Source organism: Streptomyces sp. yr375 (assembly GCF_900110755.1).
In the GTDB taxonomy this organism is placed as follows: Bacteria; Actinomycetota; Actinomycetes; order Streptomycetales; family Streptomycetaceae; genus Streptomyces.
The window spans coordinates 17059-40176 of the sequence record NZ_FOFF01000006.1 but is presented as its reverse complement, the minus strand read 5'-3'; the positions used below and the strand labels follow the sequence as shown (position 1 = coordinate 40176).

Sequence of the window (23118 nt, the reverse complement as noted above, 5' to 3'; positions counted from 1 at the left end):
TCCGGGGCTGGATCCAGTGGGGCGCTGCTGGTCGTCGGGGACGTCGTGACGGACGTCGTCGCCCGGCATCGCGGGCCGCTGGCCTCGGGGACGGACACGGTCTCGGTGATCCGGACCCTGCCGGGCGGCGCGGGCGCCAACGTGGCGTGCTGGGCCGCGTGCTGGGGGTGTGCGGACGTACGGCTTCTCGGCCGGGTGGGCGCGGAGTCGGTGGCCTGGCACGAACGGGAGCTGACCGCCTGTGGGGTGCGGCCCCGGCTCGTCGTCGATCCGCAGGCGTCCACGGGGACGGTGATCTGCCTGGTCGACACGGGTGCCGCGGCGGAGCGGACGTTCCTCACCGACAGCGGCGCGTCCCTGCGGCTGGCCCCCGAGGACTGGTCGGACGCCCTCCTGGAGGGGGTCGGTCGCCTGCATCTGTCGGGATACCTGCTGTTCTCGGAGTCCGGACGGGCCCTGGTGCGTACGGCGTTGGCGTCGGCACGCGCGCGTGGGGTGCCGGTGAGCCTCGATCCGGCGTCGGCGGGCTTCCTGGTGGAACTGGGCGTCGACCGCTTCCTGTCCCTCGTCGAGGGGGTGGACGTCCTGCTGCCCAGCCGTGACGAGGCCTGTCTGCTCACCGGGCTGCTCGACGGGGCGGCCGCTGCGGCGGAGCTGAGCCGCCATGTCCCGCTGGTGGTGTCGAAGCAGGGTGCGGACGGTGCGCTGGTGGTCCGGAACGGCACGGTGCTCGCCGAGGTCCCCGCCGCTCCGGCTGTCCCCTGCGACACCACGGGCGCGGGCGACGCCTTCACGGGAGCGTTCCTCGCCGCGCTCCTGGCGGGCGCCGATGCCGGTGCCGCGGCGGCAGAGGGGTGCCGAGCGGGCGCCCGGGCAGTGCAACGGGTGGGCGCCAGACCACCGACACCGGACGACCGGACGACGTCACCGACCGACCCGGCCTGCACCGGCTGAGGGTGCCGGGGCTTCTCGGTGGGGGGGCGGCGGGAGTTTGGGGCGGGGCCCGGGTCCGGCGGGCCGTCGGGGGTGGCGGGGTCGGCGGGGGCTCCGTGCCTGAGGCCCTACGGCGGGTCCCGGCGGGGGTCCCGAGGTGGGTGTCTGTCGGCCGGGTGCCTAGTTCTTTCGGCCCCACGCGGAGATCATCGGTGCTGTGGCGAGGTCCATGCCGCCGGCGGCGACGTTCGTCAGGTGGCGGTCGATGTCCTCGTCGGTCGCGAGGCCCGCGCGGACGAGTTCGTCGCGGATCTGCCGGACCGTCGCTGACTCCAGGGCGGCGCAGGCGGGTGAGGTGACGGGGAAGTAGGCGTCGGCCTCGACTCGGCGCAGCCCGGCCTCGCGGAGCAGACGCGGGAGCTTGCGACCGTAGGAGAGGTCGGCGCCCCGGCTGGCGAGGAGTTGGCGGAAGCCGTGCCGCAGACGGTTCGCCAGTTGCTGTTCGGGCCCGTACTCGTCGGGGCAGAGCAGGGGTTGCAGCGCCGGGTCGGCGTCCTCGATGAGGAGCCGTCCGCCGGGGCGCAGGGCCTTGACCATCGAGCGCATGGCCCGCTCCCGGTCCGGCACATGGACCAGGACGAGCCGGGCGTGCACCAGGTCGAAGCCCTCCATCGGCGGCTCCTCGGCGCCGAGGTCGTGGACGCGCACCTCGACCGGCGGGCGGGCGACCGACGCCAGCCGGGAGGTGTCGATGTCGGTCGCGAGGACCTTGCCCGTCGGGCCGACCTTCTTCGCCAGCCAGGACACGACGGAGGTGCCGCCGGCGCCGGCCTCCCAGCAGCGCCAGCCTGGTCCGATCCCCAGCCCTTCGAGGTGGCGGAACGTCGTGGCGTCGAAGAGGGCGGCGAAGGCGTCGAAGCGTTCCCCCGCCTCGGGCTGCCGGTTGTCGAGGAGGTACCCGTCGGATCGCGTCATGCGGCGATCATCCCAGTTGTGCCGCGTGCCGGAGGGGGTCGACGCGGCCGGTATCAGGAGCGCTGAAGCCGGGAAGCCGGGGCGGAAATGGCCGGCCGCCGGTCGCGTGAGCAGTCGAAAGTCCCGTTGTCCACAGGCGGGAACAAAGCGGAATGTGCCCTTTCCACAGGCTTACCCACGACATACGCGGGCCTGGCAGACTGGCTGGCCAGGGCGCAGGAGTACGGCGCGAGGAGTTTCACGCAAGGAGTCCCAGATGACCATGGCAGGGAATCTGCGGAAGGTCACCGACCTCGGAAGGGTCGGCGGCCTGCGCAGGGTGGCGCGGTTGGCCCGGCGGCTCCCGCGGGTCGACCTGAGTCACCCCGCGCGCTCCCCTCTGGGTACGTCGGTGGTGAACTGTGTGACGTACCGGGACGGCGTCCGGGCCCCGCGCGGCGGCGATCTGGTCGACACGGTGGAGCGGGTGCGCAAGAGCGGTCAGGGTTTCGTGTGGCTCGGCCTGCACGAGCCGACGAACGAGGAGTTCGCGGGCATCGCCGACCTGTTCGACCTGCATCCGCTGGCGGTCGAGGACGCCGTGGAGGCGCATCAGCGGCCGAAGGTCGAGCGGTACGGCGAGACGTTGTTCGCGGTGTTCAAGACGGTCTGCTACGTCGAGCACGAGGAGCTCACGGCGACGAGCGAGGTGGTCAACACCGGCGAGATCATGGTGTTCGTCGGCCCGGACTTCGTGATCACGGTGCGGCACGGACGGCACGGCTCGCTCGGTCCGCTGCGCGAGGAGCTGGAGTCCGATCCTGGCCAGCTCGGCAAGGGGCCGTCGGCGGTACTGCACGCGATCGCGGACCACGTCGTCGACGACTACCTCAACGTCATCGACGCCGTACAGGCGGACATCGACCAGGTCGAGACGGACGTGTTCGCGGAGAACGGCGCGCGGGCGGACCCGGGGCGCATCTACCAGCTCAAGCGTGAACTCCTGGAACTGAAGCGGGCGGTGGTGCCGCTCGGGCGCCCGCTGCTGGACCTCGCGGACCGGCCGGTCCGGGTGGTCGATCCGGAGATACAGGCCTACTTCCGGGATGTCTCCGACCATCTGCTGCGGGCCACGGAGCAGATCGCCGCCTTCGACGAACTGCTCAACTCGATCCTCCAGGCACACCTGGCGCAGGTCACGGTCGCGCAGAACGAGGACATGCGCAAGATCACGGCCTGGGCCGCGGTGATCGCCGTGCCGACGATGGTCTGCGGGGTGTACGGCATGAACTTCGACCACATGCCGGAACTGCACTGGAAGTTCGGCTACCCGCTGGTCATCGGCGTGATATCCGTCGCCTGCTGGATCCTGTACCGGGGCTTCCGACGCAACGGCTGGCTCTGAGCGACGGGCACGGGCACGGGGATGGGGCTGGGTGGTCCGCGGACGGGTGGTCCGGGTCCCGTCAGGGCGACCGCCGTCTGCGCTGTCAGTGTCGGGCGGGGCCGGTCCTGGCGTAGACGCTCTCGGCCCAGGTGGCGATCTGCTCCTCGGTCAGGTGCCGGGCGAGGTCGGCCTCGCTGATCATGCCCACCAGGCGCTTGTTCTCGATGACGGGCAGCCGGCGGATCTGGTGGTCCTGCATCTCCTGGAGCACCTCGCCGACGTCGGCGCCCGCGTCGATCCAGCGCGGGGTGCCGTGGGCCATCTCCCCGGCGGTGATCTTGGCGGGATCGTGTCCGATGGCCACGCAGCCGACGACGATGTCCCGGTCGGTGAGGATGCCGCAGAGTCGCTCGTTCTCGTCGCTGATGGGCAGCGCTCCGACGTTCAGGTCGCGCATGAGCTGGGCGGCGCGGTCGAGGGTCTCGTGTGCGGGGATCCACTGGGCGCCCCGGTGCATGATGTCTGCGGCGGTGGTCATGGAGTACCTCCCGGTGCCGGGCGGCCGGCGCGGCGCAGGGGGCACCGCTAGTCCCGGCACCCTACATTCTCGCCGCGCCACCGGACGCCCGCACCCGGAACCCGGCCCCCGGGAGCCGCTTGCCCGCGGTGTGCGGGGCGGCGAGGACCGTGTCGCCCTCGTGTCTGTCCCGACCACCGAGTTTGTCCAGTCACTGAGATCGACACGACGCCGGGCCGGCTCTATGCGCGTGCGGTGAAAGGCGGTCTACCGATGTGGGATTCAGCCACCCCACGCCGGATGGCGCGGGTCGTCCGCGCGGACGAGGACGTCGGCCGCGGCGGCCGGATCGGTCTCCTGGGCGTAGCGCTCGAAGGCGGGCAGCGTCCAGTGGTCGGCCTCGGGGGTGCGCCGGCGCAGGGCCGCCGAAGAGAGCAGCACGTGGACGGTCAGATCGAAGGGGAACCAGTGCCGCAACAGGAGGGGGCCATGCAGCAACAGGAAGCCGCCGGGCGGAAGTTGGACGTAGGAGCTGCGGGTGGCGCGGTCGGTGGCCGGGTCCCGGAGATCGGGCAGGATCCGTCCGTCACCGTCGGGTTCGAGGGGGTTGAACACCTCGCGCCACAGGGCGCCGGTGTCGAACCAGCCGTCGTAATAGGCCTCCACGTCGTGATGGCCGTACTCGAGGCGGAGGGAGGCGGGGCGCAGGAAGCCGTGCGTGTCCACGACACGGGAGGGGCGTCCACGGGTGCGCAGGGCCTCGGCGACGCGCTCGGCGAGGTCACCGGGGCGGGCCGCCGGGGCGCCGTCGAAGGCGATGCGCGGCCAGGGGCCGCCGTCGTCCGGCTTCAGGTCGAGCAGCCGCTCGGCAAGGAGGTCGCCGAGCCGTTCCCAAGTGATCGCTTCGAGTCGCACACGGCCCATGATGCGTCAGTCACCGGCCCGGACGCCTCGAGATCCTGGCACTGAGCATGCCCGTCCGCTTGTCCCCGCCCCGGACCCGGAAGGGCGGACTGGTGATGCTCACCTCGGACGGCGGGCCGGAACCGGACCGTCCGTGCGCCGGAATCCACCGTCTCGGGGGCGGGCAGGCGCCCGACGGGGCGAGGGTGCAAGCGTGTCGGGGCACATCCCGGCGAACAGGAAGGAGGACATGGGCCGCTGACCAGGTGCCACCGCGCCCACCAGGGGGAATGAAGCCCCCATGGCACGCGCATCGCTCACAACTACCGCGCCCCGTACCGGGCTTGTCGTCGTCCAGCCGTTTCGGCGGAAGCACTGCGCCGGGTGTCGTCGCGGACCGGTGCCGATGGTGGTCCTGGAGGACACCGCGCCGCGCTGCCTCGACTGCGCCGATCTGGGGCACCTGGTGTTCCTGCCGCGCGGTGACACGGCGTTGACGCGCAGGTCGCGGGAGGAGAGCGGGCTGTCGGCGGTGGTGGTCCGGTTCAACCGGCGCAAGGGGCGTTACGAGCGGCAGGGCGTCCTCGTCGAGGAGGCAGCGCTCGCGCGGGCCGAGGAACGGTGCCTGGCGGACGCCGAGGCGCGGCGGCGGCGCCGGGTGCGGGACGCGCGGCGGCGGGCCGCGCAGGACGAGCGGTTCGCGGAGGCGTTCGCGGCGGAGATCCTGCGGCTGTTCCCGGGCTGCCCGGGAGACCGGGCACGTGGGATAGCGGCGCACGCCTCGCTGCGGGGCAGCGGCCGGGTGGGGCGTAGCGCCGCCGGGCGGGCGTTGTCCGAGGGCGCGGTCGTCTCGGCGGTCGTGGCGTCCGTACGGCACCTGGACACGCCGTACGACCGGCTGCTGATGAGCGGCGTGCCACGCCACGAGGCGCGCCGCCGGATCGCGACGGAGGTGGAGGGACGGCTGCGGGAGTGGGGCGGGGAGGGTGGGGCGAGGGGAGGGGCCCCACCCCCTAGCCAGGGCATGTATCGGAAGTGAACCGTGCGCATAGGGTGTCGGCATGTCGCTGAGCCACCTAGTCCTCTCGTCCGGTCGCTCGATCGCGCTCACCGAGCTGCGGATGTCTTCGACCTATGGGGGGATGCTGGAGGGCTATCCGTGCAAGCGCATCAACGACATGAAGGTCGGCAGCCTCCAGCGGCAAGCCGAGCACGCGTTTTCTTACACGCCGGTCCATCTCGTTCCGCCCTCCCGTGAGTACCCGGACCAGACCGTCGGCGCCTTCGGGCCCGTCGAGGTGCTGCCTTCCGTGGTTTGCATCGGTGTCTTCGGCTCGACAGCGGTCGATCCTGAACTCGACCCCGTGCTGCATCGTTCCGCTCTCGTCGTGGCCTGGTTCCAGGCCACCGCGGATGTTCCGTCCGGCGAGGATGCTGATCTTGCACTTCGCAGCATTCGCTGGGAGGAGCTGGCCAAGGACTATGAGCTGTAGCGACGCGTGCTGATCACAACCACTCGTTGACAGCCGCTACGAGGACAGTGGCCTCATGGCGAACTGCGAGCTTGTCGCAGCGCGTGGCCACAGCTAGATGACGTGTGTCGTCGTATGTCCTTGCATGTCGTCGCCTGATTTGGGGATGGTCATCGATCATGGGCGGGGTTGTACTTGAGGTGGTGGGCGGTACTCGGTGGGATCTGTGGTCGACGGGTGGGAGTTGACGTTGTCATGATCGGTGGGCCGTATCTGGTGCTCGCGGTGCTGGGGGCTCTGGTGACGGGGCTGATGGCCGGGGTCTTCTGTGCCTTCTCGGTCCTGGTGATGCGGGGGCTCGCCGCGTTGCCACCCGCGCAGGGCGTCGCGGCGATGAACGCGATCAACTCCTCGGCGATGACACCGGCGTTCATGGTCCTGTTCCTCGGTGCCGCGGCGCTGTGCGCGGTGATCGCCGTGGTGACGTTCGTGTTGTGGCCGGACCACGGGACCGTTCATCTGCTGCTGGGCAGCGGGCTGTATCTGTGCGGCACGTTCGGGGTGACCGTGATGGCGAACGTGCCGCGCAACGAGGCGCTGGCGCGGTTGGAGCCGGGTACGGCGGAGGCCGTCGCGTACTGGCCGACGTATGTGCGTGAGTGGACGAGGTGGAACCACGTGCGCGTGGTCGCGTCCGCGGCCTCGGCGGTCGTGTACGTGCTGGCCCTGGTCTGACGGCGCTGCCCCCCTGCGCGGGTGGCCGACGGGACGTATCGTGGCCGAAAGAGTGCCGCCCGATGACGCTCGGCCTGTCGCACGCGTACGCGAGGAAGACGTCCATGGCCGATCCCAAGGGATTCATGACCACACCCCGCCAGGACTGGCCGCGCCGGCCGGTCGAGGAGCGGGTCCGGGACTGGGACGAGGTGTACGTCCCCGGGGCGCTGCTGCCCATCGTCAGCAAGCAGGCCGACCGCTGCATGGACTGCGGCATACCGTTCTGCCACGACGCCTGTCCGCTCGGCAACCTGATCCCCGAGTGGAACGACCTGGTGTCGCGGGAGGACTGGCGGGCGGCGAGCGACCGGCTGCACGCGACGAACAACTTCCCCGAGTTCACCGGCCGGTTGTGTCCGGCGCCGTGCGAGGCCGGGTGCGTCCTCGCCATCAACCAGCCGGCCGTCACGATCAAGAACGTCGAGGCCGCGATCGCCGACCGGGCCTGGGCGGACGGTTTCACACCGCCGAGGCCGCCGGACCGGCTGTCGGGGAAGACGGTGGCGGTGATCGGTTCCGGGCCCACCGGGCTGGCCGCGGCGCAGCAGTTGACCCGGGCCGGGCACACGGTCGCCGTCTACGAGAAGGACGACCGGCCCGGCGGGCTGATGCGGTACGGCATTCCCTCGTTCAAGATGGAGAAGCACCATCTTGAGCGGCGGATCGAGCAGATGCGGGCGGAGGGCACGAAGTTCCGTACGTCGACCACCATCGGGCGGGACGTCATGGCCGCGGATCTGCGGTCGCGCTACGACGCCGTGGTGATCGCCACCGGAGCGACCGAGTGGCGGGAACTGCATGTTCCGGGGCGGGAGTTGACCGGCATCCAGCAGGCCATGGAGTACCTGCCGCTGGCCAACCGGGTGGGAGAGGGCGACCTGGAGACGTCCCCGATGTCCGCCGCCGGAAAGCATGTCGTGATCGTCGGCGGCGGCGACACCGGGGCCGACTGTCTGGGCACGGCGGTGCGCGAGGGTGCCGCGTCCGTGACGCAGTTGGACATCTACGCGCAGCCCGGCGCGGATCGCGACGAGGACGCCGACCCCTGGCCGACGTATCCGAAGATCTACCGGCTCTCGGCGGCGCACGAGGAGGCGCGCGACCTGGAGTCCGCGCCGGCGGCGGACGCGGACGCGCGGCTCTTCGCGGCGTCCACGCTCCGCTTCGCAGGCGACGAGACCGGGCACGTACGGTCGCTGCACCTCGTCGAGGTCGACGAGCGGCGCAGGCCGGTGGACGGCACCGCGCGGGCGCTCCCCGCCGACCTCGTGCTGCTCGCCCTCGGCTTCTCCGGGCCCGACCGGGAGGACGGGCTCGTCGAGCAGCTCGGGCTGACGCTGGACCCACGGGGCACGATCGCGCGGGACGGCGGCTTCGCGACGAACGTCCCCGGCGTGTTCGCCGCGGGTGACGCGGCGCGCGGCCAGTCGCTGATCGTGTGGGCCATCGCGGAGGGGCGGGCGGTGGCGGCGGCCGTCGACCGCCATCTGACGGGGAGTTCACGACTGCCGACGCCGATCGGGCCGTACGACCGGCCGATGAGCGTCTAGGGCCACCGCCTGGGCCTCGGCTCAGCCCCACGTCCCGGACCAGGTCTACAGGTCGTTAACAGGTCTACAGGTCGTTACGGGGCTGGGCACGCCTCGGTACGCCTCGGTACGCCTCGGTATGCCTGGGCACGCCGCCGAAACGGATCGTTTCAGCGGCGCTCGTCCGTTCCCGCTACCTTCCCCGTCGCCAGGGCCACCCGGTTCCAGGTGTTGATCGTGCAGATCAGGGCCAGCACCTGGGCCAGTTCCCGCTCGTCGAAGCGGGCGGCGGCCTCGGCGTAGACGTCGTCCGGGATGCCGCCGTCGGCCACCAGCGTGACCGCTTCCGTGAGGGCCAGGGCCGCCTGTTCCTTCTCGGTGAAGAAGTGCCGGGCCTCGCGCCAGACCGCGACCGTGTGCAGCCGGTCCTCGCTCTCGCCGGCCTTGCGGGCGTCGTTCGTGTGCATGTGGAGGCAGTACGCGCAGTGGTTGAGGTGCGAGGCGCGGATCTGGATCAGTTCGACGAGCGCCGGGTCGAGGCCCTCGCGGGCGGCGGCGTCGAAGCCGATGAGGGCGCGGAACGCCTTGGGGGCGCTCTTCCCGAAGTCGAGGCGGGCCTTGTCCGTCGTCGTGTTCGTCATCGTCGTGTCCGTCGCCGTGTTCTTCGTCGCCGTGTCCGTCGCCGTGTTCTTCGTCGCCGTGTTCTTCGTCGTCGTGTTCGTCGTCATGTGTCTCAACCTACGGGCCGAAAAGACCCCCTGTAGGGTGCATTTTCATGGCGACTTCGTGGGTCAATTCCGCGGAGCGGATCGGTGCCGACCTGCACCTCGCGGTGGAAGGGCCGGGCGGGCGGCGGGCCGCTCTCATCCGCGCGCTGCGTGAGGCCGTGCGCAGCGGGCGGCTCGCTCCGGGAACCCGGCTACCGCCGTACCGTTCGCTCGCCGCCGACCTCGGTGTCGCCCGCAACACGGTGGCCGACGCGTACGCGGAACTCGTCGCCGAGGGCTGGCTGACCGCCCGTCAGGGGTCCGGCACCCGGGTCGCCGAACGGGCCGAGCCCCTGCGACACGCCGAGCGCACGCCCGTTGAGGCACCTCCACGCGCGCGTGGCCCCCGGCACGACCTTCGGCAGGGCACCCCGGACGCGTCGTCGTTCCCGCGCGCGGCCTGGCTGGCCTCCTACCGGCGGGCGATCCAGCAGGCGCCCAACGAGGTGTTCGGGCCGGGCGATCCCACCGGACGCCGGGAACTGCGCGAGGCCCTCACCGAGTACCTGGCACGCGCGCGTGGTGTGCGCACCGAGCCCGACCGCATCGTGATCTGTTCGGGTTTCGCCCACGCGCTGCGGCTCCTGTTCACCCCGGCGTTCACCCCGGCCTTCACCTCGACGTCCGTTCCCACGTCCGTTCCGACGTCCGCCCCCGGCAGCGGAGTGTTGCGCGGACCGCTGGCCGTGGAGGCGTACGGGCTGGACTTTCACCGGGAGTTGCTGGCGGCGGCGGGCGTGCGGACGACTCCGCTCCCCCTGGACGCCGACGGGGCGCGCGTCGAGCAGTTGGGGCGCGAGCGGGCCGTCCTCCTCACGCCCGCGCACCAGTTCCCGACCGGCGGCCCCCTGCACGCGAGCCGCCGGACCGCCGTGATCGACTGGGCACGCGCGCGTGGCGGGGTGCTCGTCGAGGACGACTACGACGGCGAGTTCCGTTACGACCGCAAGCCCGTCGGCGCGGTCCAGGGGCTCGATCCGGAGCGGGTGATCTACGTCGGCTCGGTCAGCAAGAGCCTGTCGCCCGCGCTGCGTCTGGGGTGGCTGGTGCTGCCCGAGCGGTATGTCGGCGGCGTGCTGGCCGCCAAGGGCGAACGGGAGGCCTGGGCGAGCGTCCCGGACCAGTTGGCCCTGGCCGACCTCATCGCGTCCGGGGCGTACGACCGTCACGTACGGCGTATGCGGCAGCGTTACCGCGGCCGTCGGGACCGGCTGGTCGAGGCGCTCGCCGCGCACGCGCCGCACGTGGAGGTCACCGGGGTCGCGGCCGGCCTCCACGCGGTGCTGCGGCTGCCGCCCGGCACCGAGCGGTCCACGGTGCGGGCGGCCGCCCGGCAGGGTGTGGCCCTGGACGGGCTGGCCGCGTTCCGGCATCCGGCGACGGACATGGCACCGCAGGACGGCCTCGTCGTCGGATACGCGACCCCGTCGGAGCACGCGTACGGGGCGGCGCTGGACGCACTGTGCCGGGCGCTGCCTGCCACCGAACACGCAGCGGGGTCTCCGGCCTACGGATGAGGCCGGGCCGGCCCCTGAGCCGCCGTGAGGCCCGAAGGAGGCCTATGGAGGCCCTCTGCGGCGCGATGAGGCCCTGCGGCGTGTGCGCCCTTCTCCCTAGGGTGACTCGTGCCACCACGCACGGTTCAGTCGATCGGCGGGGCGGGTCAGGAGAGCAGGAAGTCCGCCTCTCCCGCCTTGGCTCCCTCGATGAAGGCCGTCATCTCGTCGGAGGTGTAGATCAGCGCCGGACCGTCGGGGTCGGTGGACTGCCGGACGGCGATGCGGCCGTCGGCGAGCTTCATCGCCTCCAGGCAGTTGCCGCCGTTGCCGCCGCTCCACGGCTTGTGCCAGCCCTCGTTGCCCAGTTCCCGGGCGGGCATGCCGTTGTAGATCCGCTGAGCGCGGATCCGCGGCCTGGACGAAGTCTTGATGCGATCCATTCACAACTCCTTGCGGAGATCCCGGAGGATCTCCTTCGTGCGATGTGCTGTGGCGGCCTGGGCCGCCATGCGGTCCATGACCTCGAGGTGGGTCGCCACCTCGGTGCGCGCGTCGAGGTAGACCGCGCCGGTCAGGTACTCGCTGTAGACCATGTCCGGAAGCTCCGGCATGGCGAACCGGAACAGCACGAAGGGCCCGTAGGTGCCCGGGTGCGGCCCGTTCGCGAAGGGGGCGAGCTGGAGCGTCACGTGGGGCAGTTCCGCGGCGTCGAGCAGTTTGTCGAACTGCGCGCGCATCACCTCCGGGCCGCCGACCGGACGGCGCAGCACCGTCTCGTCCATCACCACCCACAACCGGGGCGCGTCCTGCCGGGTGAGCAGATCCTGACGCTGCATGCGCAGGTCGACGAGGCGCTCGATGTCCTCCGGCCGGGTCTGGCCGATGGCGCCGGACGTCAGGACGCCACGCGCGTAGTCCACGGTCTGGAGCAGGCCGGGGACGAAGTGGGGCTCGTACTGGCGGATGAGGGAGGCGGCCCCCTCCAGGCTGACGTGCATCGAGAACCAGCCCGGCAGGACGTCGTGGAACCGCTGCCACCAGCCCGGTCTGTTGGCGTCCTCGGCCAGTTGGACGAAGCCCTCGGCCTCCTCGTCGGTGACGCCGTAGGCCTTGAGCAGCAGTTGCATGTACGGGATCTTGAGGCCGACCTCGGCCATCTCCATACGGCGGACGGTGGCGGGCGCGACGCGCAGGATGCGGGCGGCTTCCTCGCGCTTGAGCCCGGCGCGTTCCCGCAGGTCCAGCAGGCGTCGACCGAGGACGACCTGTCCGACCGTCGGCGCGGACCGCGGTTCGCTCACGCTCCACCTCCACGAAGAGCCCGGTCGGCCGCGCGGGCGCTTGCGCGGGCCCCGACCCCGGCCGGTCACGAAAAGAATCCCGACAGCCTTACGGCGCCACTCGAAGATCCGATTCGAAGATCTGTACGACTGCGTACGGATCTCCAATGGTCCCAATTGGCGCCGTTCGACGTGCTGTTGCGAGCAGTGTGCCACGGCCTTCCACCACGTCATATGGCACTCCGCAATTTTCAGAGTGACACTTGCCAAGTGTTCACGGCAGGGAGATAGTGGCAAGCGTGATTCCGTCCGCGCCCTTAGGAACAGACGCCGCCGCAGGCCGCCCCCAGGGTCTCGGTGCCGGCGCGGGAGCAGGCCCCGACCAGGCCGCTGCCGAGCGCCGGTTCCGATTCGAACTGGCCGCCCATCCGGGTTCCCCCGCCCAGGCCAGACGCCTGACGAGGGCCCGGCTGACGGGCTGGTCGGTGTGCGCGGACACCTGCGACAGCGCCGCCCTGGTCATCACCGAGCTGGTCACCAACGCGATCGTGCACACCGCGAGCGACGTGGTCGTCTGCGAGCTGCACGACAGCGGCCACCTGGTGCGCATAGCCGTGCGTGACGAGGGGTGCGCGCCGAGTGAGCCCCACCCCTCCCCGCAGCGTCCCGAGGCGGAGCACGGGCGGGGACTGCTCCTCGTCGAGGCCCTCTGTCACGCCTGGGGCGCCCATGAGCACGGGCCCGGCCTGCTGGTCTGGGCCGACCTGCCGCGCAAGGCCGACGCGCCCCGCGACCCCGCCGAGCCCCGCAACAGCCTGGGTGTCGACCCCGCCGAGCAGCGCCACGCCGACCTCGGCGAGCTCCTCGACACGCTGGACGAGTTCCCCGACGTCCCCGACTTCCCCGACGCACCGCGCACCGGTCCCGCCGGGCCCCGCAACGACCTCGGCTGGGGCGCCCGTCCGAAGCCGGAACCGTCCGACGGCCCCGGCGACGAGGACCAGCCCGCGGAGCAGCACCACCGGCCCGCCGAGCAGCACGGCCAGGGAGTGCCCTCCCCGGCCGCCGACGGTCCGGCTCGCCACGTGACGCCGGCACAGCGGCACCGCACCCCCGAGCGCGACACGCGGATACCCGGCCACTCCGCCGGCGCCCACCCGCTGCCGTCCCCTCGCCCGTTCGAACACGGGCGTGAGCGGGGCAGGATATGAACACCGGGCGCGGTCGGGCTCCGGTGCTGACCCTGGACACGCTCGTACGCCTGAAGCGCGGGCCGGCCGGGGCATCCGCGCCCGCTGCCGAACCTGTGCACCGGCTGACCGTGCCCGACGGCATGACGGCCCCCCTGGGCTGCGACGCCGTGTCCGTCCCGGCCCATCTCGGCCCGCTGCTCATGCCGCGCCTGCCGCGCGTGGGCTGCGTCTTCGCCGACGCGGCGCGCTGGTGGTGGCTGGTCCCCGCCGACTCCGACTACGCCCTGGAATGGCCCGCCCCGGCCCAGTACTCGATGGGCGCGACCGTCCCGGACTCGACGCGCCTCCCCGGCCTCATCCACCGACCGGACGGCACCCTTCCGTACACCCCGCCGATCCCTCTCTACCTGGCCCTGTGCCGCCTCACGGGCACGACGCCCATCTGGTCGCGGCCGATCAGCGCGTAGCCCCTGCCTTCCGCGCCCTGCCTTCCGCCAGGCCGTCCAGGCACCGTCCGCGACGCCCTGCCCAGCGCACGCCCGCGCGTCCCGGCTCCCCCGTCCTGCGCCCTGCCCTCACCCGTCTCGTCCCGCGATAGTGGCCGTCGTCCACGAGCGCATGGGGAGGCCGACGGTGGAACAGGCGGAGGAAGCGCAGCAGCCGAAGAAGACGAGAAGGACGGGAAAGTCGGAGAAGGCGGCGCGGTCACAGCCGTCGGAGAGGGCGGCGGGGGCGGAGGGGGCGCGGAAGGCGCAGGGTTCCGACGAGCGGGACGTGTCCGAGTCGGAGCGGCTGCTGTTCGGCGGCCCGCTCCGCTACGACATGGGCTGGAACCAGCACACGGACGCCTTCCTGGAACTGAACTTCCGCGCCATGATCACCGAGTTGCCCTCCCTCCTCGCCGCCAGTTTCCGGCTGGCCCACCAGGCCGACCCGCGCGCCGCCCGGATCGTGCTGGTCGCGGAGGTGGGCCGGGGCGTGACGCAGGCGGTGAGTCTGCTCGCGGTGAACAGCGTGCTGGGCCGGTTGATCACCGGCGGCCCGATCGAGGACCGGTTGCACGGCGCCGCCCCCGCGCTGGCCGCCGTGGCCGTCGTCCTGCTCGTCGGAGTGGTGCTGCGGGCCGCGTCGACGTACGCCACCGGGCGGCTGGAGCCCAAGGTGGAGCGGGTGGCGACCGAGCTGTATCTGGAGCGGGCGGCCGCCGTGGAGCTCGCCGCGATCGAGGACCACGCCTTCCACAAGCTGCTGGACACCGCGCAGTACGGCGCCCGGTCCAGCCGTTACATGATCAGCCACGGCACGCGCGTGGTGAACGCGATGATCTCGCTGGCCGCGGCGGCCGGCGTGCTGACCGTGCTGCACCCGTTCCTGCTGCCGCTGCTGGTGACGATGACGCTGCCCAGTGCCTGGAGCGCCCTGACGAACGCCCGGCGCCGCTACGAGTCGTTCCACACCTGGGTGCAGCACGCGCGCGCGGGTCATCTGATCGCCGGTCTCCTCACCGAGCCGGAGGCCGCGCCCGAGATCCGCGTCCACGACGTCGGGCCCTTCCTGCTGCGGCACTTCCGCGCGATGTCGGAGACCGCGGAGGCGGAGCAGGCCCGGCTGGCCCGGCTCGCCGCCCGCACCGGCCTGATCGCGGCGACCTGGACGGGCCTCGCGACCCTGGCGACCTACGCCACGCTCGGCGCCCTGCTGCTCACCAAGACGATGGCGCTGGCGGTGGCCGGCACGGCCGTGATCGCGATCCGCAGCGGCTCGGCGAGCCTGAACACCCTCGTCCTGGAGGTCAACCAACTGCACGAGGAAGCCCTGTTCGTGGGCGACCTGCAACGCCTGTACGTCGAGGCGGCCGAACGGGCGATCCCGGTGGGCGGTACGGCCCTGCCGGAGGATCCGCGCGAAATCCGCTTCGAGAACGTCACGTTCGGCTACCCGGGCGAGGCGGCGCGCCCCGCCCTCGACGACATCAGCCTCGCGCTCCCCCTCGGCCGGATCATCGCGCTCGTCGGCGAGAACGGCTCCGGCAAGACGACCCTGGTGAAGCTGCTGGCCGGGCTGTACAAGCCGGACCGGGGGCGGATCCTGTGGGACGACGTGGACGCGGCGGGCGCGGACCGGCACCAACTGGCCGAGCGGGTGGCCATGGTGGCGCAGGACTTCAAGCGGTGGCCGTTCACGGCCCGCGTCAACGTCGCCATCGGCCGCAGCGCCGCGCCGCTCACCGAGGAGCGGCTGGCCGCGTCGGTGGCGGAGGCGGGCGCGGAGGACGTGGTCGCGGATCTGCCGCGCGGTCTGGACACCCTGCTGGCCCGGCACTTCAGCGGCGGTCACGAGCTGTCCGGCGGTCAGTGGCAGCGCCTCGGCATCGCGCGGGCGGCCTACCGGCGCGGGCGCATCCTGATCGTGGACGAGCCGACGGCGGCGCTGGACGCCCGGGCCGAGCTGGAGGTCTTCGAGAAGATCCGCGCGCTGGCCGACAGCGGACAGACGGTCGTCCTGATCACGCATCGGCTGGCGTCGGTCCGGCACGCGGATCTGGTGCACGTCCTCGACCAGGGCCGGCTGGTGGAGTCCGGGACTCCGGACGAGCTGCTGGCGGGCGGTGGCGTCTACGCCGAGCTGTACGCACTCCAGGCCGATCAGTTCACGACCCGGGTGCCCGCCCCGTCACAGGCGGGCTGATCCGACGCAGGCGGGCTGTCCGGCCGCCCATCGGGCCGGCCGACGGCTCACTGTGTGGCGTCGCCGCCCTGGACGATCACCAGGAACGTGTCCGTGGCGAGGTCCATGACGACCTCGGCGGGCAGCCCCTCCATGCGCCGCGCGTGCGCGAACTCCTCCGCCGGCCACGACCCGCGCGGTCCACCCGCGGGAAAGCGTTCGAGCACGGTCCGCCCGTTCACCATCTCGCACCTCCGACCTCCGATGAGCGTCATGCTTGTAGGAGTTAACGCTCATCGGACGTCGAATGCCTCGCCCGATTGCGGGACTGAGACGTAGTTGACACGGCTTCGGCGCGGACTGTGAGGATCCGGTCACTTTTCGAACATCTCGGACACCTTCTGTGTCAACCTCCGCACTTGTCGTGTTCAGAACGTGCACATCACTCGTACGGGTCGTTGTACACGTCGCTCATACACGTCACTCGTACTCGTCGTGGTATCGGACGCGTGCGGGGCCCTCGGATCCCAGCGCCGTGAGGTCCAGGAAGCTGGTCGCCGGGCCGAGCCGGTCGAGCCCGCGCTCGAACGTCGTATACGTATGGAAGACGCGGTCGCCCTCGCGCAGGAAGCAACTGACTCCGGGCCGCTCGACCAGGCCGCCGTCGTCCTGCTCCACCGTTGCCTCGAAGTCACGGTTGAAGTCGTCGTCGTACGAGGAGTACCAGGGCAGCGTCCAGCCCATCCGCGCCTTGAACGGCAGGATCCTCGTGAACGGCGCCCGGGACACGGCGGCGAACGACGTGCCGCGCGCGTGCAGGTGCGCGAGGTGGCCGACCTGGTCGAGGAAGGCCGCGCAGCAGCGGCAGCCGGTCTCCCACTCGGGGGCGAACATGAAGTGGTGGACGACGAGTTGGTGACGGCCGTCGAAGAGGTCGAGGAGCCCGGCCTTGCCGTTGCCGCCTTCGAAGACGTACTCCTCGTCGACCTCGACCCTGGGCAGTCTGCGGCGCTCGGCGTTCAGCGCGTCACGCGCGCGTGCCACCGCGTGCTCCTTGGCCAGCAGTTCTTCGCGCGCGGCGCGCCACTGCGCGCGCGAGACGATCTCCGGGAGCTCCGGATGCGCCATGGCTGCCCCTCCTGTGCAACGGTCCCTTGGAGGGGGTGACTTCCGGGCGGCGCGGAACTCATCGCCGCCGCCGGGCGTTTTTCGCGTGCGGTGATTTTCCGTGACCCGCATCCGACCGGCAGGAACGGCTATACCGCTGTCGGCAGGGTCGGGGCGGTGGCCGGGAGGCCTGTCTGTTCTCGTCGTGCGGCGAGTTCGGTGAGGAGTTCGGTGAGTTGGCGGCGGTGGTGGGGGGTGAGGTGGCCGGTGTCGTCGAGGTGGACGGCGCAGGCGGTGGTGGTGTCGACGAGGCGTTCGAGGAGGGCGGCGACCTCGTCCGTGCCCTCCGTGTGCCGGGCGAGGGCGGGGAGTTCGTGGGCGGCGAGGGCGCTGGCGGTGCGGGCCTCGGCGAGGGTGCGGTAGGCCTCACGGCGCAGGGTCCAGCGGACGGCGCGGTCGTCGGAGCCGTCGTCCGAGCCGTCGGGTCCGACGAGGACGTGGGTGAGGTAGGCGTGCGCTGCGCCGACCGCCACGGCCAGTTGGGCGCGGACCTGGCCGCCCCGCTTCCCCGCCATCGGCAGATGCCCGACGATCAACACAATCGCGCAGGCCAGCAGCGTTTCCGCGATCCGGCTGACGGAGGCCTGCGGCTCCCCGCCGACCATCACCAGGGACAGCACGAGCACGGTGGCGACGGCGGTCTGGGCGGCGAAGTGCCGGGTGGAGACCGGTATCAGCGCACCGCAGAGGGCGACCAGCGCCACGAGCCCCTCCGGGCGGGGCAGTACGGCGGCGAACCCGGCGAAGAGCAGCGCCCCGAGCATGGTCCCCGCCGCCCGGGACAGCACCCGGGACACCAGGGGCCCGAGGTCGGGCTTGACCAGGAAGACGGCGGTGGCGGGCAGCCAGTACCAGTGCGTGTGCTGCCCGTACCAGTGGGAGTGGTGCAGGGCCTGCGCGATGGCGGCGCTCGCCCCGAAGGAGAGGCCGACCCGCAGCCCGTACTCGCGCCCGCCCGCCCCGAACGCGGCGCGCAGCAGGGCTCGGGCGCCGCGCCGGCGGGTGTGCAGGTCGCCCCCGCCGCCGTCGTCGAAGGCGTCGGCGGCGTGCAGCAGCGCGTCGTCGAGGGCGCGCAGCGCGGGCGCGGACCGGGAGGGCGCGGGCAACGGCCCGGTGCGCGTGTCCTCGCGTACGGCGGCGGCGAGCCGTCGGGGTCCGGCCAGGGCCCGTTCGGAGACGGGCTCCCCGGCCCAGGCGAGCGCGGTCGCGGCCTCGGCGAGGGGCAGCGCGGCGGCGTACTGGGCGTGCAGCCGCCGTTCGGCCGAGGAGCTGGCGTAGCGCCGCAGCCGGGGCCCGGCGAGGGCGTCCTGGGCGTGGTCGAGGGCGGCGGTGAGGGCGGAGCGGCGGGCGGTGGCGTGCTCGGTGCCGGCGGCGGCGAGCAGTTCCGCGACGGCGTCGTACACCCGGGCCACCGCGTCCCGTTCCCCGTCGAAACGGAAGTCGCCGGTCATCGCCCCCGGCGTGGGCAGCGCGAGGCGCAGTGCGAGCAGCCACACCGCCCCGGCGAGGAAGGCGAGGGCGAGTGTCCAGCCCGGCTCCGGCACCGGCATCCCGGCGCCGATCGCCGCGCCGACCAGCAACTGCGTGCCCGCCCCGGAGGCGACGGGCCCGATGGCGCTCATCCCGCCGGCGAGGAGCCCGAGGCCGGTGAGGACGGCCGTCAGCGCGACCGCCCCGACGTGATCCCCGGCGTACGTCCCGACGAGCAGCCCGCCCGCTCCCGCGAGCGCCGGTTCCCCGAGCCTCCGGACGGAGACCCGCCGGCTGCCCGGCCGGTCGTTGATCCCGGCGAGCATGGCGGCGATGGCGGCGACGACCCCGAGGGACGTGCGGTCGACGAGGATGCCGACGAGCAGCAGGGGTCCCGCCGCGAGCGCCCCGCGCGTGACCGCGCTCCAGGGCACCGGCCCGCGCTGGGCGCGCAGCGGGTGGGCGAGCCAGGGCGGGAGAGCGGCGAACGCGCGGGAGTGACGGGAGTAAACGGGTACGGACGAGCGCGGGGACACGAAGCTCCTGTCGTGACGAGGGCGGGGGCGTGCCTTCGGGCGACGGTGGCCGGGGCGGTCGAGTCAGGCCGAGTCGAGTCGAGTCGAGTCGGCGGATCAGGTCGGCGGCGAACTGGCGAACTGTGGTGTCCACGGTACGGGGCGAACCTGGCGAGGTCGGGCCGGTTGCGTCTCCGTGAGGTGTCGCCCGGCCGGAATCCCGAGTTCTTTATGAACGCAAGGCCGGAAACGGGGAGCGGGGGCCGGGTCGCACACCGGCGCTGCGGGTCGGGGCGGTTGGCCCGGGACAGCCGGGTCAGCACTCCCACAGGTTGCGGTGGCGGTGTCGGGTCGGTGGGTGGTCCAGGTCCACGGCCGCGGTGAGGAGGGTGCCGGGTGGGGCGGCGCGGAGGTGGTTGCGGGCAGTCGAACGGAACACGGAGAGGGCGGCGCGCGCACGGGACTCGTACGGGCCGTCGATGTGCGCGTTCAGGGACCGGGGGTAGGTGTAGGCGCGAAACGCGCGCACCAGCGGAACGGGGAGCGGGCGTCGCCGCTCGCGGCGGGCGCGGGTCAACTCCTCGGCGCTGTAACGGAGTTCGCCGAGAGCGTGGCCGCTGTCCGCCAGCAGGCGCTCGGACGGCACCCCGTGCGCGGGGTGGACGCGGTGCCGGGGGCGGATGTGGTGGACGGTACGGGACATGGCAGACCTCCGGGGGCCCGCCGGGACTTCCGGCGTGGCCGTAAGAAGTCCGCCGCCGTGAAACGACCCGCGCGCTTGCCGCGCACGGTCCGCACACTCGTCATGGTTCGCATGCTCCGCATGGGAGGAAGCGTGGCGAGGGGCGCGCGGGGTTGTCCAACGGTTATCCGCCGCGAGGCGATTGTCAGTGGGGCGCGCTTCAATGGGGAGTATGTCGTCACAGAGCGTCACGACAGGAGTGCGGCGGGGGGAGCGGGTCTTGGAGAGGTACGTGGAGGACGGACGGCGGTACGTATCGCTGGCCGGACTGCGGATGCGGGGATGGACGGGCGCGCTGGTGCACCAACTACTCGGGCCACCGGACCGACTCAGCCTCGACCCACGCGCGCGGGCCGCACCACAAGTGCGCCTCTACCGCGTCGAGCGGGTCGAGGCGGCCGAGCGCGGCGATGAGTTCCTGAAAAGGCGCGCCCCACGGGCCGGCGGACGGGAGGAGTCACCGTGAACAAGGCCGTCGCCGTCCGGGAGCCGTACGCGGGCCGCTTGTCCACCCAGGCCCACTCTGCCAACCCGATCCGCTCGGACAGCCCGGTCGGCTCGGTCAGCCCAGCCTGCCTGGCTCGGGCCGCCCAAGCCCACTCTTGGCAGCCTGGGCCGCCCGCCCGGTCCGCCTGCCTGGCCCTGCCAGCCCGGTCAGCCCGGTCAGCCCGGTCAGCCCGGTCAGCCCGGTCAGCTCGGTCAGCTCGGTCAGCTCGGTCAGCTCGGTCAGCCGAGCCTGCCTGGCCCTGCCCGCCCAAGCCCACCCTGGCAACCTGGTCCACCCGCTTCCGCTCGGTCCGCTTGGTCCGCTTGGTCCGCTTGGTCCGCCCAGCTCAGCCCGTCCTGCCCGCCCGATCTGCCCGGCCCGCCGATCCGCCCGGCCCGCCGATCCGCCCGGCCCGCCGATCCGCCCGGCCCGCCGATCCGCCCGGCCCGCCGATCCGCCTGGGCCGCCCGGCCCCTCCTCCCCGCCGGAGACTCCGATGCTCAGCCCGCCGCACATCCGCCGTGCACTCCACTGCCGGCCCACCAGGGACTTCGCTTACTCGGCGCGCCAGAGCCTCCGCTTCGGGACCGGCTTCGCGTAGCTCCCCGCGCGGCTGGTCGTCAGGTCCAGTCCCACCAGGGCCTCCGCCAGTTTCACCGCTGCCCCGACCCCGTCTACGACCGGAAGGCCGAGCTTCTCCCCCACCGTCCGCTGCAGTCCCGTCATCCCGGCGCACCCCAGGACCAGGACCTCGGCTCCCGCGTCCCGGGCCCGCTCGGCGGCGGCGAGGAAGGCCTCCTCCGTGCGGTCGGTGTCGCCGAGGTCGAGGACGCCGAGTCCGGTGCCGACGACGGCGGCGCAGTTGCGGCCCACCCCGGCCAGTTCCAGGCTGTCCTCGATCTGGCCGCAGGAGCGTTCCAGGGTGGTGACGACGCCGTAGCGGCGGCCCAGCAGGCAGGCCAGGTGGGCCGCGGCCTCGGTGATGTCGACGACGGGCACGTCGACCAGCTCCCGTACGCCCTCTCGGCCGTGCTCGCCGAAGCCGGCCATGACGACGGCGTCGTAGGGCGGGCCGTCGTAGGTGCGCAGCGTGTCGATGACCGCGGCGGCGGAGAGATAGCTGTCGAGCCAGCCCTCCGCCGACTCGGGTCCCCAGTCGGGGGTCAGACCGGTCACGGCGGTGCCCGGGCCTGCCGCAGCCCGGGCACCTCGCACGATCTCCTCGGTCATCTCCCGCGTGGTGTTGCAGTTGGTGACGACGATCCGTACGTCCCGCGCGTTCCGCACGCTTCTCAGACCTCCACGGGCTTTTCGGCGGCGACCTCGGACTCTGCGGTCCGCTCGTTGCGGCACAGCAGTACGTACAGGCCGGCGCCGAGGGCCGTCCCGATGAACCAGGAGTACGGGGCGACGTCGCTGAACGTCTTCACCAGCGCGAGCACCGCCGCGACCCCCGCGGAGGGGAGGAACGCCCACAGGGCCTTGGGGTTGACGCCCTTGCGGTAGTAGTAGCGGGAGCCGGGGGTGGCGTCGAACAGCTCGTTCACGTCGACGCGGCCGCGCTTGACCCAGTAGTAGTCGACCATGATCACGCCGAACAGGGGGCCGAGGAAGGCACCGAGACCGCCGAGGAAGTAGTTGACGACGGTCGGGTTGGAGAAGAGGTTCCAGGGGGTGACGACCAGGGCGGCCACCGTGCTGATCATGCCGCCGATCTTGAAGCTGATCTTCTGCGGCCAGACGTTGGCGAGGTCGTACGCCGGCGATACGAAGTTGGCGACGATGTTGACGCCCATGGTGGCGATGGCGAAGGTGAGCGCGCCCAGGACCAGCACCCAGGTGTTGCCGACCTTGGCGACCAGCTCCGCCGGGTCGGTGATGGCCTCGCCGAACACCTCGAGCGAGCCGGCGGTGACGATCACGGAGACGACCACGAACGCCGTCGAGTTGAGCGGCAGGCCCCAGAAGTTGCCGCGGCGGACCGTCTTGTAGTCGGGGGCGAAGCGGGAGAAATCGCAGAAGTTCAGCATCAGCGTGCCGTAGGTGGCGAGGATCAGGCCGATCGCGCCGAACCACTGGCGCCACTGCTCGCCGACGGAGACGGGGTGCGGGGTGGAGGTGAGCGAGATCGTCCAGCCGGCCTTGGACAGGACCCAGATCGCCAGTGCGATCATCACCAGCCAGATCGCCGGGCCGCAGAAGTCCTGGAACTTGCGCACCGACTCCATGCCCTGGCTGATGATCAGCGCCTGGACCAGCCAGAGCGACAGGAAGGAGATCCAGCCGAGCGCGTCGAGGCCCAGGAAGGAACTGTGCGTCCAGGATTCCAGGCCCGGCCAGGCCGCCAGCAGCATCACGTTGACGGCGACGGAGGCCAGGTAGGTCTGGATGCCGTACCACATGATGGCGATCACGGCGCGGATGAGGGCCGGGATGTTGGCGCCCCAGACGCCGAAGCTGATGCGGCTGACCACCGGGAAGGGGACACCGTGGCGCTGGCCGATCTTCCCCATCCAGTTCATGCCGATGTAGATGAGCATGAAGCCGACGAGGAGGGAGGTGAAGATCTGCCACACGTTCATGCCGAGGACCAGCAGGCCGGCGGCGAAGGTGTAGTTGCCGAGGTTGTGGACGTCCGACATCCACATGGCGAAGAGGTCGAAGACCTTCCAGTTCCGCTTCTCGGCGGGCGCGAGGTCTTCGTTGGTGAGCCGGGGATCGGGGACGAACGGCGGTGCTTCGGTGACTTCGGCTCTGTCGGCGAGGGACACGGGGCCTCCATGGGCAAGGGGACGGAGGAGGACTACTAGGCCGATCGTTTGGTATACCAAACTCCCGACATGGTCTCGCCGTCAAGCA

General features: G+C 72.0%; 22 protein-coding genes and 1 pseudogene. 11 read left to right on the top strand and 12 right to left on the bottom strand.

Annotation, left to right across the window (positions count from 1 at the left end; genetic code table 11):
- The first annotated feature begins 24 nt into the window (after nucleotides 1-24).
- Nucleotides 25-954 (top strand): carbohydrate kinase family protein, encoded by a 930-nt coding sequence (locus BMZ82_RS08825; protein WP_093773843.1) that lies wholly within the window; start codon nucleotides 25-27, stop codon nucleotides 952-954.
- 159 nt (nucleotides 955-1113) lie between these two features.
- On the opposite strand, the gene BMZ82_RS08820 is transcribed toward BMZ82_RS08825, so the two are convergent.
- On the bottom strand, nucleotides 1114-1908 hold the full coding sequence (locus BMZ82_RS08820; RefSeq protein ID WP_093773496.1) for a class I SAM-dependent methyltransferase: 795 nt from the start codon (nucleotides 1906-1908) through the stop codon (nucleotides 1114-1116).
- Nucleotides 1909-2164: 256 nt separating this feature from the next.
- On the opposite strand from BMZ82_RS08820, the gene BMZ82_RS08815 reads away from it, so the two are divergent.
- Entirely contained in the window at nucleotides 2165-3292 is a 1128-nt protein-coding gene (locus BMZ82_RS08815) for a magnesium and cobalt transport protein CorA (protein ID WP_093773494.1), read from the top strand.
- An 85-nt stretch (nucleotides 3293-3377) separates the two neighbouring features.
- On the opposite strand, the gene BMZ82_RS08810 is transcribed toward BMZ82_RS08815, so the two are convergent.
- The gene (locus tag BMZ82_RS08810) at nucleotides 3378-3812 is read right to left on the bottom strand and encodes a CBS domain-containing protein (protein ID WP_093773492.1); all 435 of its coding nucleotides are present in this window, start codon (nucleotides 3810-3812) and stop codon (nucleotides 3378-3380) included.
- Between the two features lie 261 nt (nucleotides 3813-4073).
- Entirely contained in the window at nucleotides 4074-4715 is a 642-nt protein-coding gene (locus tag BMZ82_RS08805) for a nucleoside/nucleotide kinase family protein (RefSeq protein WP_093773490.1), read from the bottom strand.
- Nucleotides 4716-4995: 280 nt separating this feature from the next.
- Between BMZ82_RS08805 and BMZ82_RS08800 the strand changes: the two genes are divergently transcribed.
- From BMZ82_RS08800 to BMZ82_RS08785, 4 genes are all read left to right on the top strand, one after another.
- On the top strand, nucleotides 4996-5733 hold the full coding sequence (locus BMZ82_RS08800; RefSeq protein WP_107487647.1) for a DUF2293 domain-containing protein: 738 nt from the start codon (nucleotides 4996-4998) through the stop codon (nucleotides 5731-5733).
- A gap of 22 nt (nucleotides 5734-5755) precedes the next feature.
- The gene (locus tag BMZ82_RS08795; protein WP_093773486.1) at nucleotides 5756-6187 is read left to right on the top strand and encodes a hypothetical protein; all 432 of its coding nucleotides are present in this window, start codon (nucleotides 5756-5758) and stop codon (nucleotides 6185-6187) included.
- Between the two features lie 234 nt (nucleotides 6188-6421).
- Nucleotides 6422-6901, top strand: coding sequence for an anthrone oxygenase family protein (locus BMZ82_RS08790; RefSeq protein WP_093773484.1), 480 nt, complete (start codon nucleotides 6422-6424; stop codon nucleotides 6899-6901).
- A gap of 104 nt (nucleotides 6902-7005) precedes the next feature.
- Nucleotides 7006-8493 carry a glutamate synthase subunit beta gene (locus BMZ82_RS08785; protein WP_093773841.1) on the top strand — a complete coding sequence of 496 codons (1488 nt, stop codon included), beginning with the start codon at nucleotides 7006-7008 and terminating at the stop codon, nucleotides 8491-8493.
- A 149-nt stretch (nucleotides 8494-8642) separates the two neighbouring features.
- On the opposite strand, the gene BMZ82_RS08780 is transcribed toward BMZ82_RS08785, so the two are convergent.
- A complete protein-coding gene (locus BMZ82_RS08780; protein ID WP_371271178.1) occupies nucleotides 8643-9200 on the bottom strand; it encodes a carboxymuconolactone decarboxylase family protein in 558 nt (185 codons plus the stop codon).
- A 47-nt stretch (nucleotides 9201-9247) separates the two neighbouring features.
- Here BMZ82_RS08780 and BMZ82_RS08775 point away from each other — a divergent pair, with 47 nt between their 5' ends.
- On the top strand, nucleotides 9248-10756 hold the full coding sequence (locus tag BMZ82_RS08775; protein WP_093773482.1) for a MocR-like pyridoxine biosynthesis transcription factor PdxR: 1509 nt from the start codon (nucleotides 9248-9250) through the stop codon (nucleotides 10754-10756).
- Between the two features lie 146 nt (nucleotides 10757-10902).
- On the opposite strand, the gene BMZ82_RS08770 is transcribed toward BMZ82_RS08775, so the two are convergent.
- Both BMZ82_RS08770 and BMZ82_RS08765 read right to left on the bottom strand, forming a co-directional pair.
- Nucleotides 10903-11178: a DUF397 domain-containing protein gene (locus tag BMZ82_RS08770; RefSeq protein WP_093773480.1), complete on the bottom strand. Its 276-nt coding sequence runs from the start codon at nucleotides 11176-11178 to the stop codon at nucleotides 10903-10905.
- Nucleotides 11179-12039 carry a helix-turn-helix domain-containing protein gene (locus tag BMZ82_RS08765; protein WP_093773478.1) on the bottom strand — a complete coding sequence of 287 codons (861 nt, stop codon included), beginning with the start codon at nucleotides 12037-12039 and terminating at the stop codon, nucleotides 11179-11181.
- 269 nt (nucleotides 12040-12308) lie between these two features.
- On the opposite strand from BMZ82_RS08765, the pseudogene BMZ82_RS08760 reads away from it, so the two are divergent.
- The 3 genes and pseudogenes from BMZ82_RS08760 to BMZ82_RS08750 form a co-directional block, all read left to right on the top strand.
- Nucleotides 12309-13022: pseudogene (locus tag BMZ82_RS08760) on the top strand (ATP-binding protein); the annotation flags it as partial.
- 203 nt (nucleotides 13023-13225) lie between these two features.
- Entirely contained in the window at nucleotides 13226-13678 is a 453-nt protein-coding gene (locus BMZ82_RS08755; protein WP_093773476.1) for a hypothetical protein, read from the top strand.
- Nucleotides 13679-13844: 166 nt separating this feature from the next.
- Nucleotides 13845-15899, top strand: coding sequence for an ABC transporter ATP-binding protein (locus BMZ82_RS08750; protein ID WP_371271177.1), 2055 nt, complete (start codon nucleotides 13845-13847; stop codon nucleotides 15897-15899).
- 47 nt (nucleotides 15900-15946) lie between these two features.
- Here the strand turns inward: BMZ82_RS08750 and BMZ82_RS40615 are convergent, their stop codons facing one another.
- The 4 genes from BMZ82_RS40615 to BMZ82_RS08730 all read right to left on the bottom strand — a co-directional run bounded on the left by BMZ82_RS40615 (nucleotide 15947) and on the right by BMZ82_RS08730 (nucleotide 19733).
- The gene (locus tag BMZ82_RS40615) at nucleotides 15947-16123 is read right to left on the bottom strand and encodes a hypothetical protein (RefSeq protein WP_093773474.1); all 177 of its coding nucleotides are present in this window, start codon (nucleotides 16121-16123) and stop codon (nucleotides 15947-15949) included.
- A 235-nt stretch (nucleotides 16124-16358) separates the two neighbouring features.
- Complete coding sequence (locus tag BMZ82_RS08740) at nucleotides 16359-17006, bottom strand: DUF899 domain-containing protein (RefSeq protein ID WP_093773472.1); 648 nt, start codon at nucleotides 17004-17006, stop codon at nucleotides 16359-16361.
- Nucleotides 17007-17134: 128 nt separating this feature from the next.
- Nucleotides 17135-19051, bottom strand: coding sequence for an FUSC family protein (locus BMZ82_RS08735; RefSeq protein WP_093773470.1), 1917 nt, complete (start codon nucleotides 19049-19051; stop codon nucleotides 17135-17137).
- A 295-nt stretch (nucleotides 19052-19346) separates the two neighbouring features.
- Nucleotides 19347-19733, bottom strand: coding sequence for a hypothetical protein (locus BMZ82_RS08730; protein WP_093773468.1), 387 nt, complete (start codon nucleotides 19731-19733; stop codon nucleotides 19347-19349).
- A 259-nt stretch (nucleotides 19734-19992) separates the two neighbouring features.
- Here BMZ82_RS08730 and BMZ82_RS08725 point away from each other — a divergent pair, with 259 nt between their 5' ends.
- Entirely contained in the window at nucleotides 19993-20238 is a 246-nt protein-coding gene (locus BMZ82_RS08725; protein WP_177244433.1) for a hypothetical protein, read from the top strand.
- 576 nt (nucleotides 20239-20814) lie between these two features.
- On the opposite strand, the gene BMZ82_RS08715 is transcribed toward BMZ82_RS08725, so the two are convergent.
- Nucleotides 20815-21546, bottom strand: a complete 732-nt coding sequence (locus BMZ82_RS08715; RefSeq protein ID WP_256251822.1) for an aspartate/glutamate racemase family protein — start codon at nucleotides 21544-21546, stop codon at nucleotides 20815-20817.
- A gap of 5 nt (nucleotides 21547-21551) precedes the next feature.
- A complete protein-coding gene (locus BMZ82_RS08710) occupies nucleotides 21552-23030 on the bottom strand; it encodes an NCS1 family nucleobase:cation symporter-1 (RefSeq protein WP_093773464.1) in 1479 nt (492 codons plus the stop codon).
- Between the last annotated feature and the right edge of the window lie 88 nt (nucleotides 23031-23118).

What these genes read in the sequence shown, in the direction of transcription:
- BMZ82_RS08820 (WP_093773496.1), bottom strand. Translation starts at nt 1,908, where the DNA reads ATGACGCGATCCGACGGGTACCTCCTCGACAACCGGCAGCCCGAGGCG.
- BMZ82_RS08815 (WP_093773494.1), top strand. Translation starts at nt 2,165, where the DNA reads ATGACCATGGCAGGGAATCTGCGGAAGGTCACCGACCTCGGAAGGGTC.
- BMZ82_RS08810 (WP_093773492.1), bottom strand. Translation starts at nt 3,812, where the DNA reads ATGACCACCGCCGCAGACATCATGCACCGGGGCGCCCAGTGGATCCCC.
- BMZ82_RS08805 (WP_093773490.1), bottom strand. Translation starts at nt 4,715, where the DNA reads ATGGGCCGTGTGCGACTCGAAGCGATCACTTGGGAACGGCTCGGCGAC.
- BMZ82_RS08800 (WP_107487647.1), top strand. Translation starts at nt 4,996, where the DNA reads ATGGCACGCGCATCGCTCACAACTACCGCGCCCCGTACCGGGCTTGTC.
- BMZ82_RS08795 (WP_093773486.1), top strand. Translation starts at nt 5,756, where the DNA reads ATGTCGCTGAGCCACCTAGTCCTCTCGTCCGGTCGCTCGATCGCGCTC.
- BMZ82_RS08790 (WP_093773484.1), top strand. Translation starts at nt 6,422, where the DNA reads ATGATCGGTGGGCCGTATCTGGTGCTCGCGGTGCTGGGGGCTCTGGTG.
- BMZ82_RS08785 (WP_093773841.1), top strand. Translation starts at nt 7,006, where the DNA reads ATGGCCGATCCCAAGGGATTCATGACCACACCCCGCCAGGACTGGCCG.
- BMZ82_RS08780 (WP_371271178.1), bottom strand. Translation starts at nt 9,200, where the DNA reads ATGACGACGAACACGACGACGAAGAACACGGCGACGAAGAACACGGCG.
- BMZ82_RS08775 (WP_093773482.1), top strand. Translation starts at nt 9,248, where the DNA reads ATGGCGACTTCGTGGGTCAATTCCGCGGAGCGGATCGGTGCCGACCTG.
- BMZ82_RS08770 (WP_093773480.1), bottom strand. Translation starts at nt 11,178, where the DNA reads ATGGATCGCATCAAGACTTCGTCCAGGCCGCGGATCCGCGCTCAGCGG.
- BMZ82_RS08755 (WP_093773476.1), top strand. Translation starts at nt 13,226, where the DNA reads ATGAACACCGGGCGCGGTCGGGCTCCGGTGCTGACCCTGGACACGCTC.
- BMZ82_RS40615 (WP_093773474.1), bottom strand. Translation starts at nt 16,123, where the DNA reads ATGGTGAACGGGCGGACCGTGCTCGAACGCTTTCCCGCGGGTGGACCG.
- BMZ82_RS08740 (WP_093773472.1), bottom strand. Translation starts at nt 17,006, where the DNA reads ATGGCGCATCCGGAGCTCCCGGAGATCGTCTCGCGCGCGCAGTGGCGC.
- BMZ82_RS08730 (WP_093773468.1), bottom strand. Translation starts at nt 19,733, where the DNA reads ATGTCCCGTACCGTCCACCACATCCGCCCCCGGCACCGCGTCCACCCC.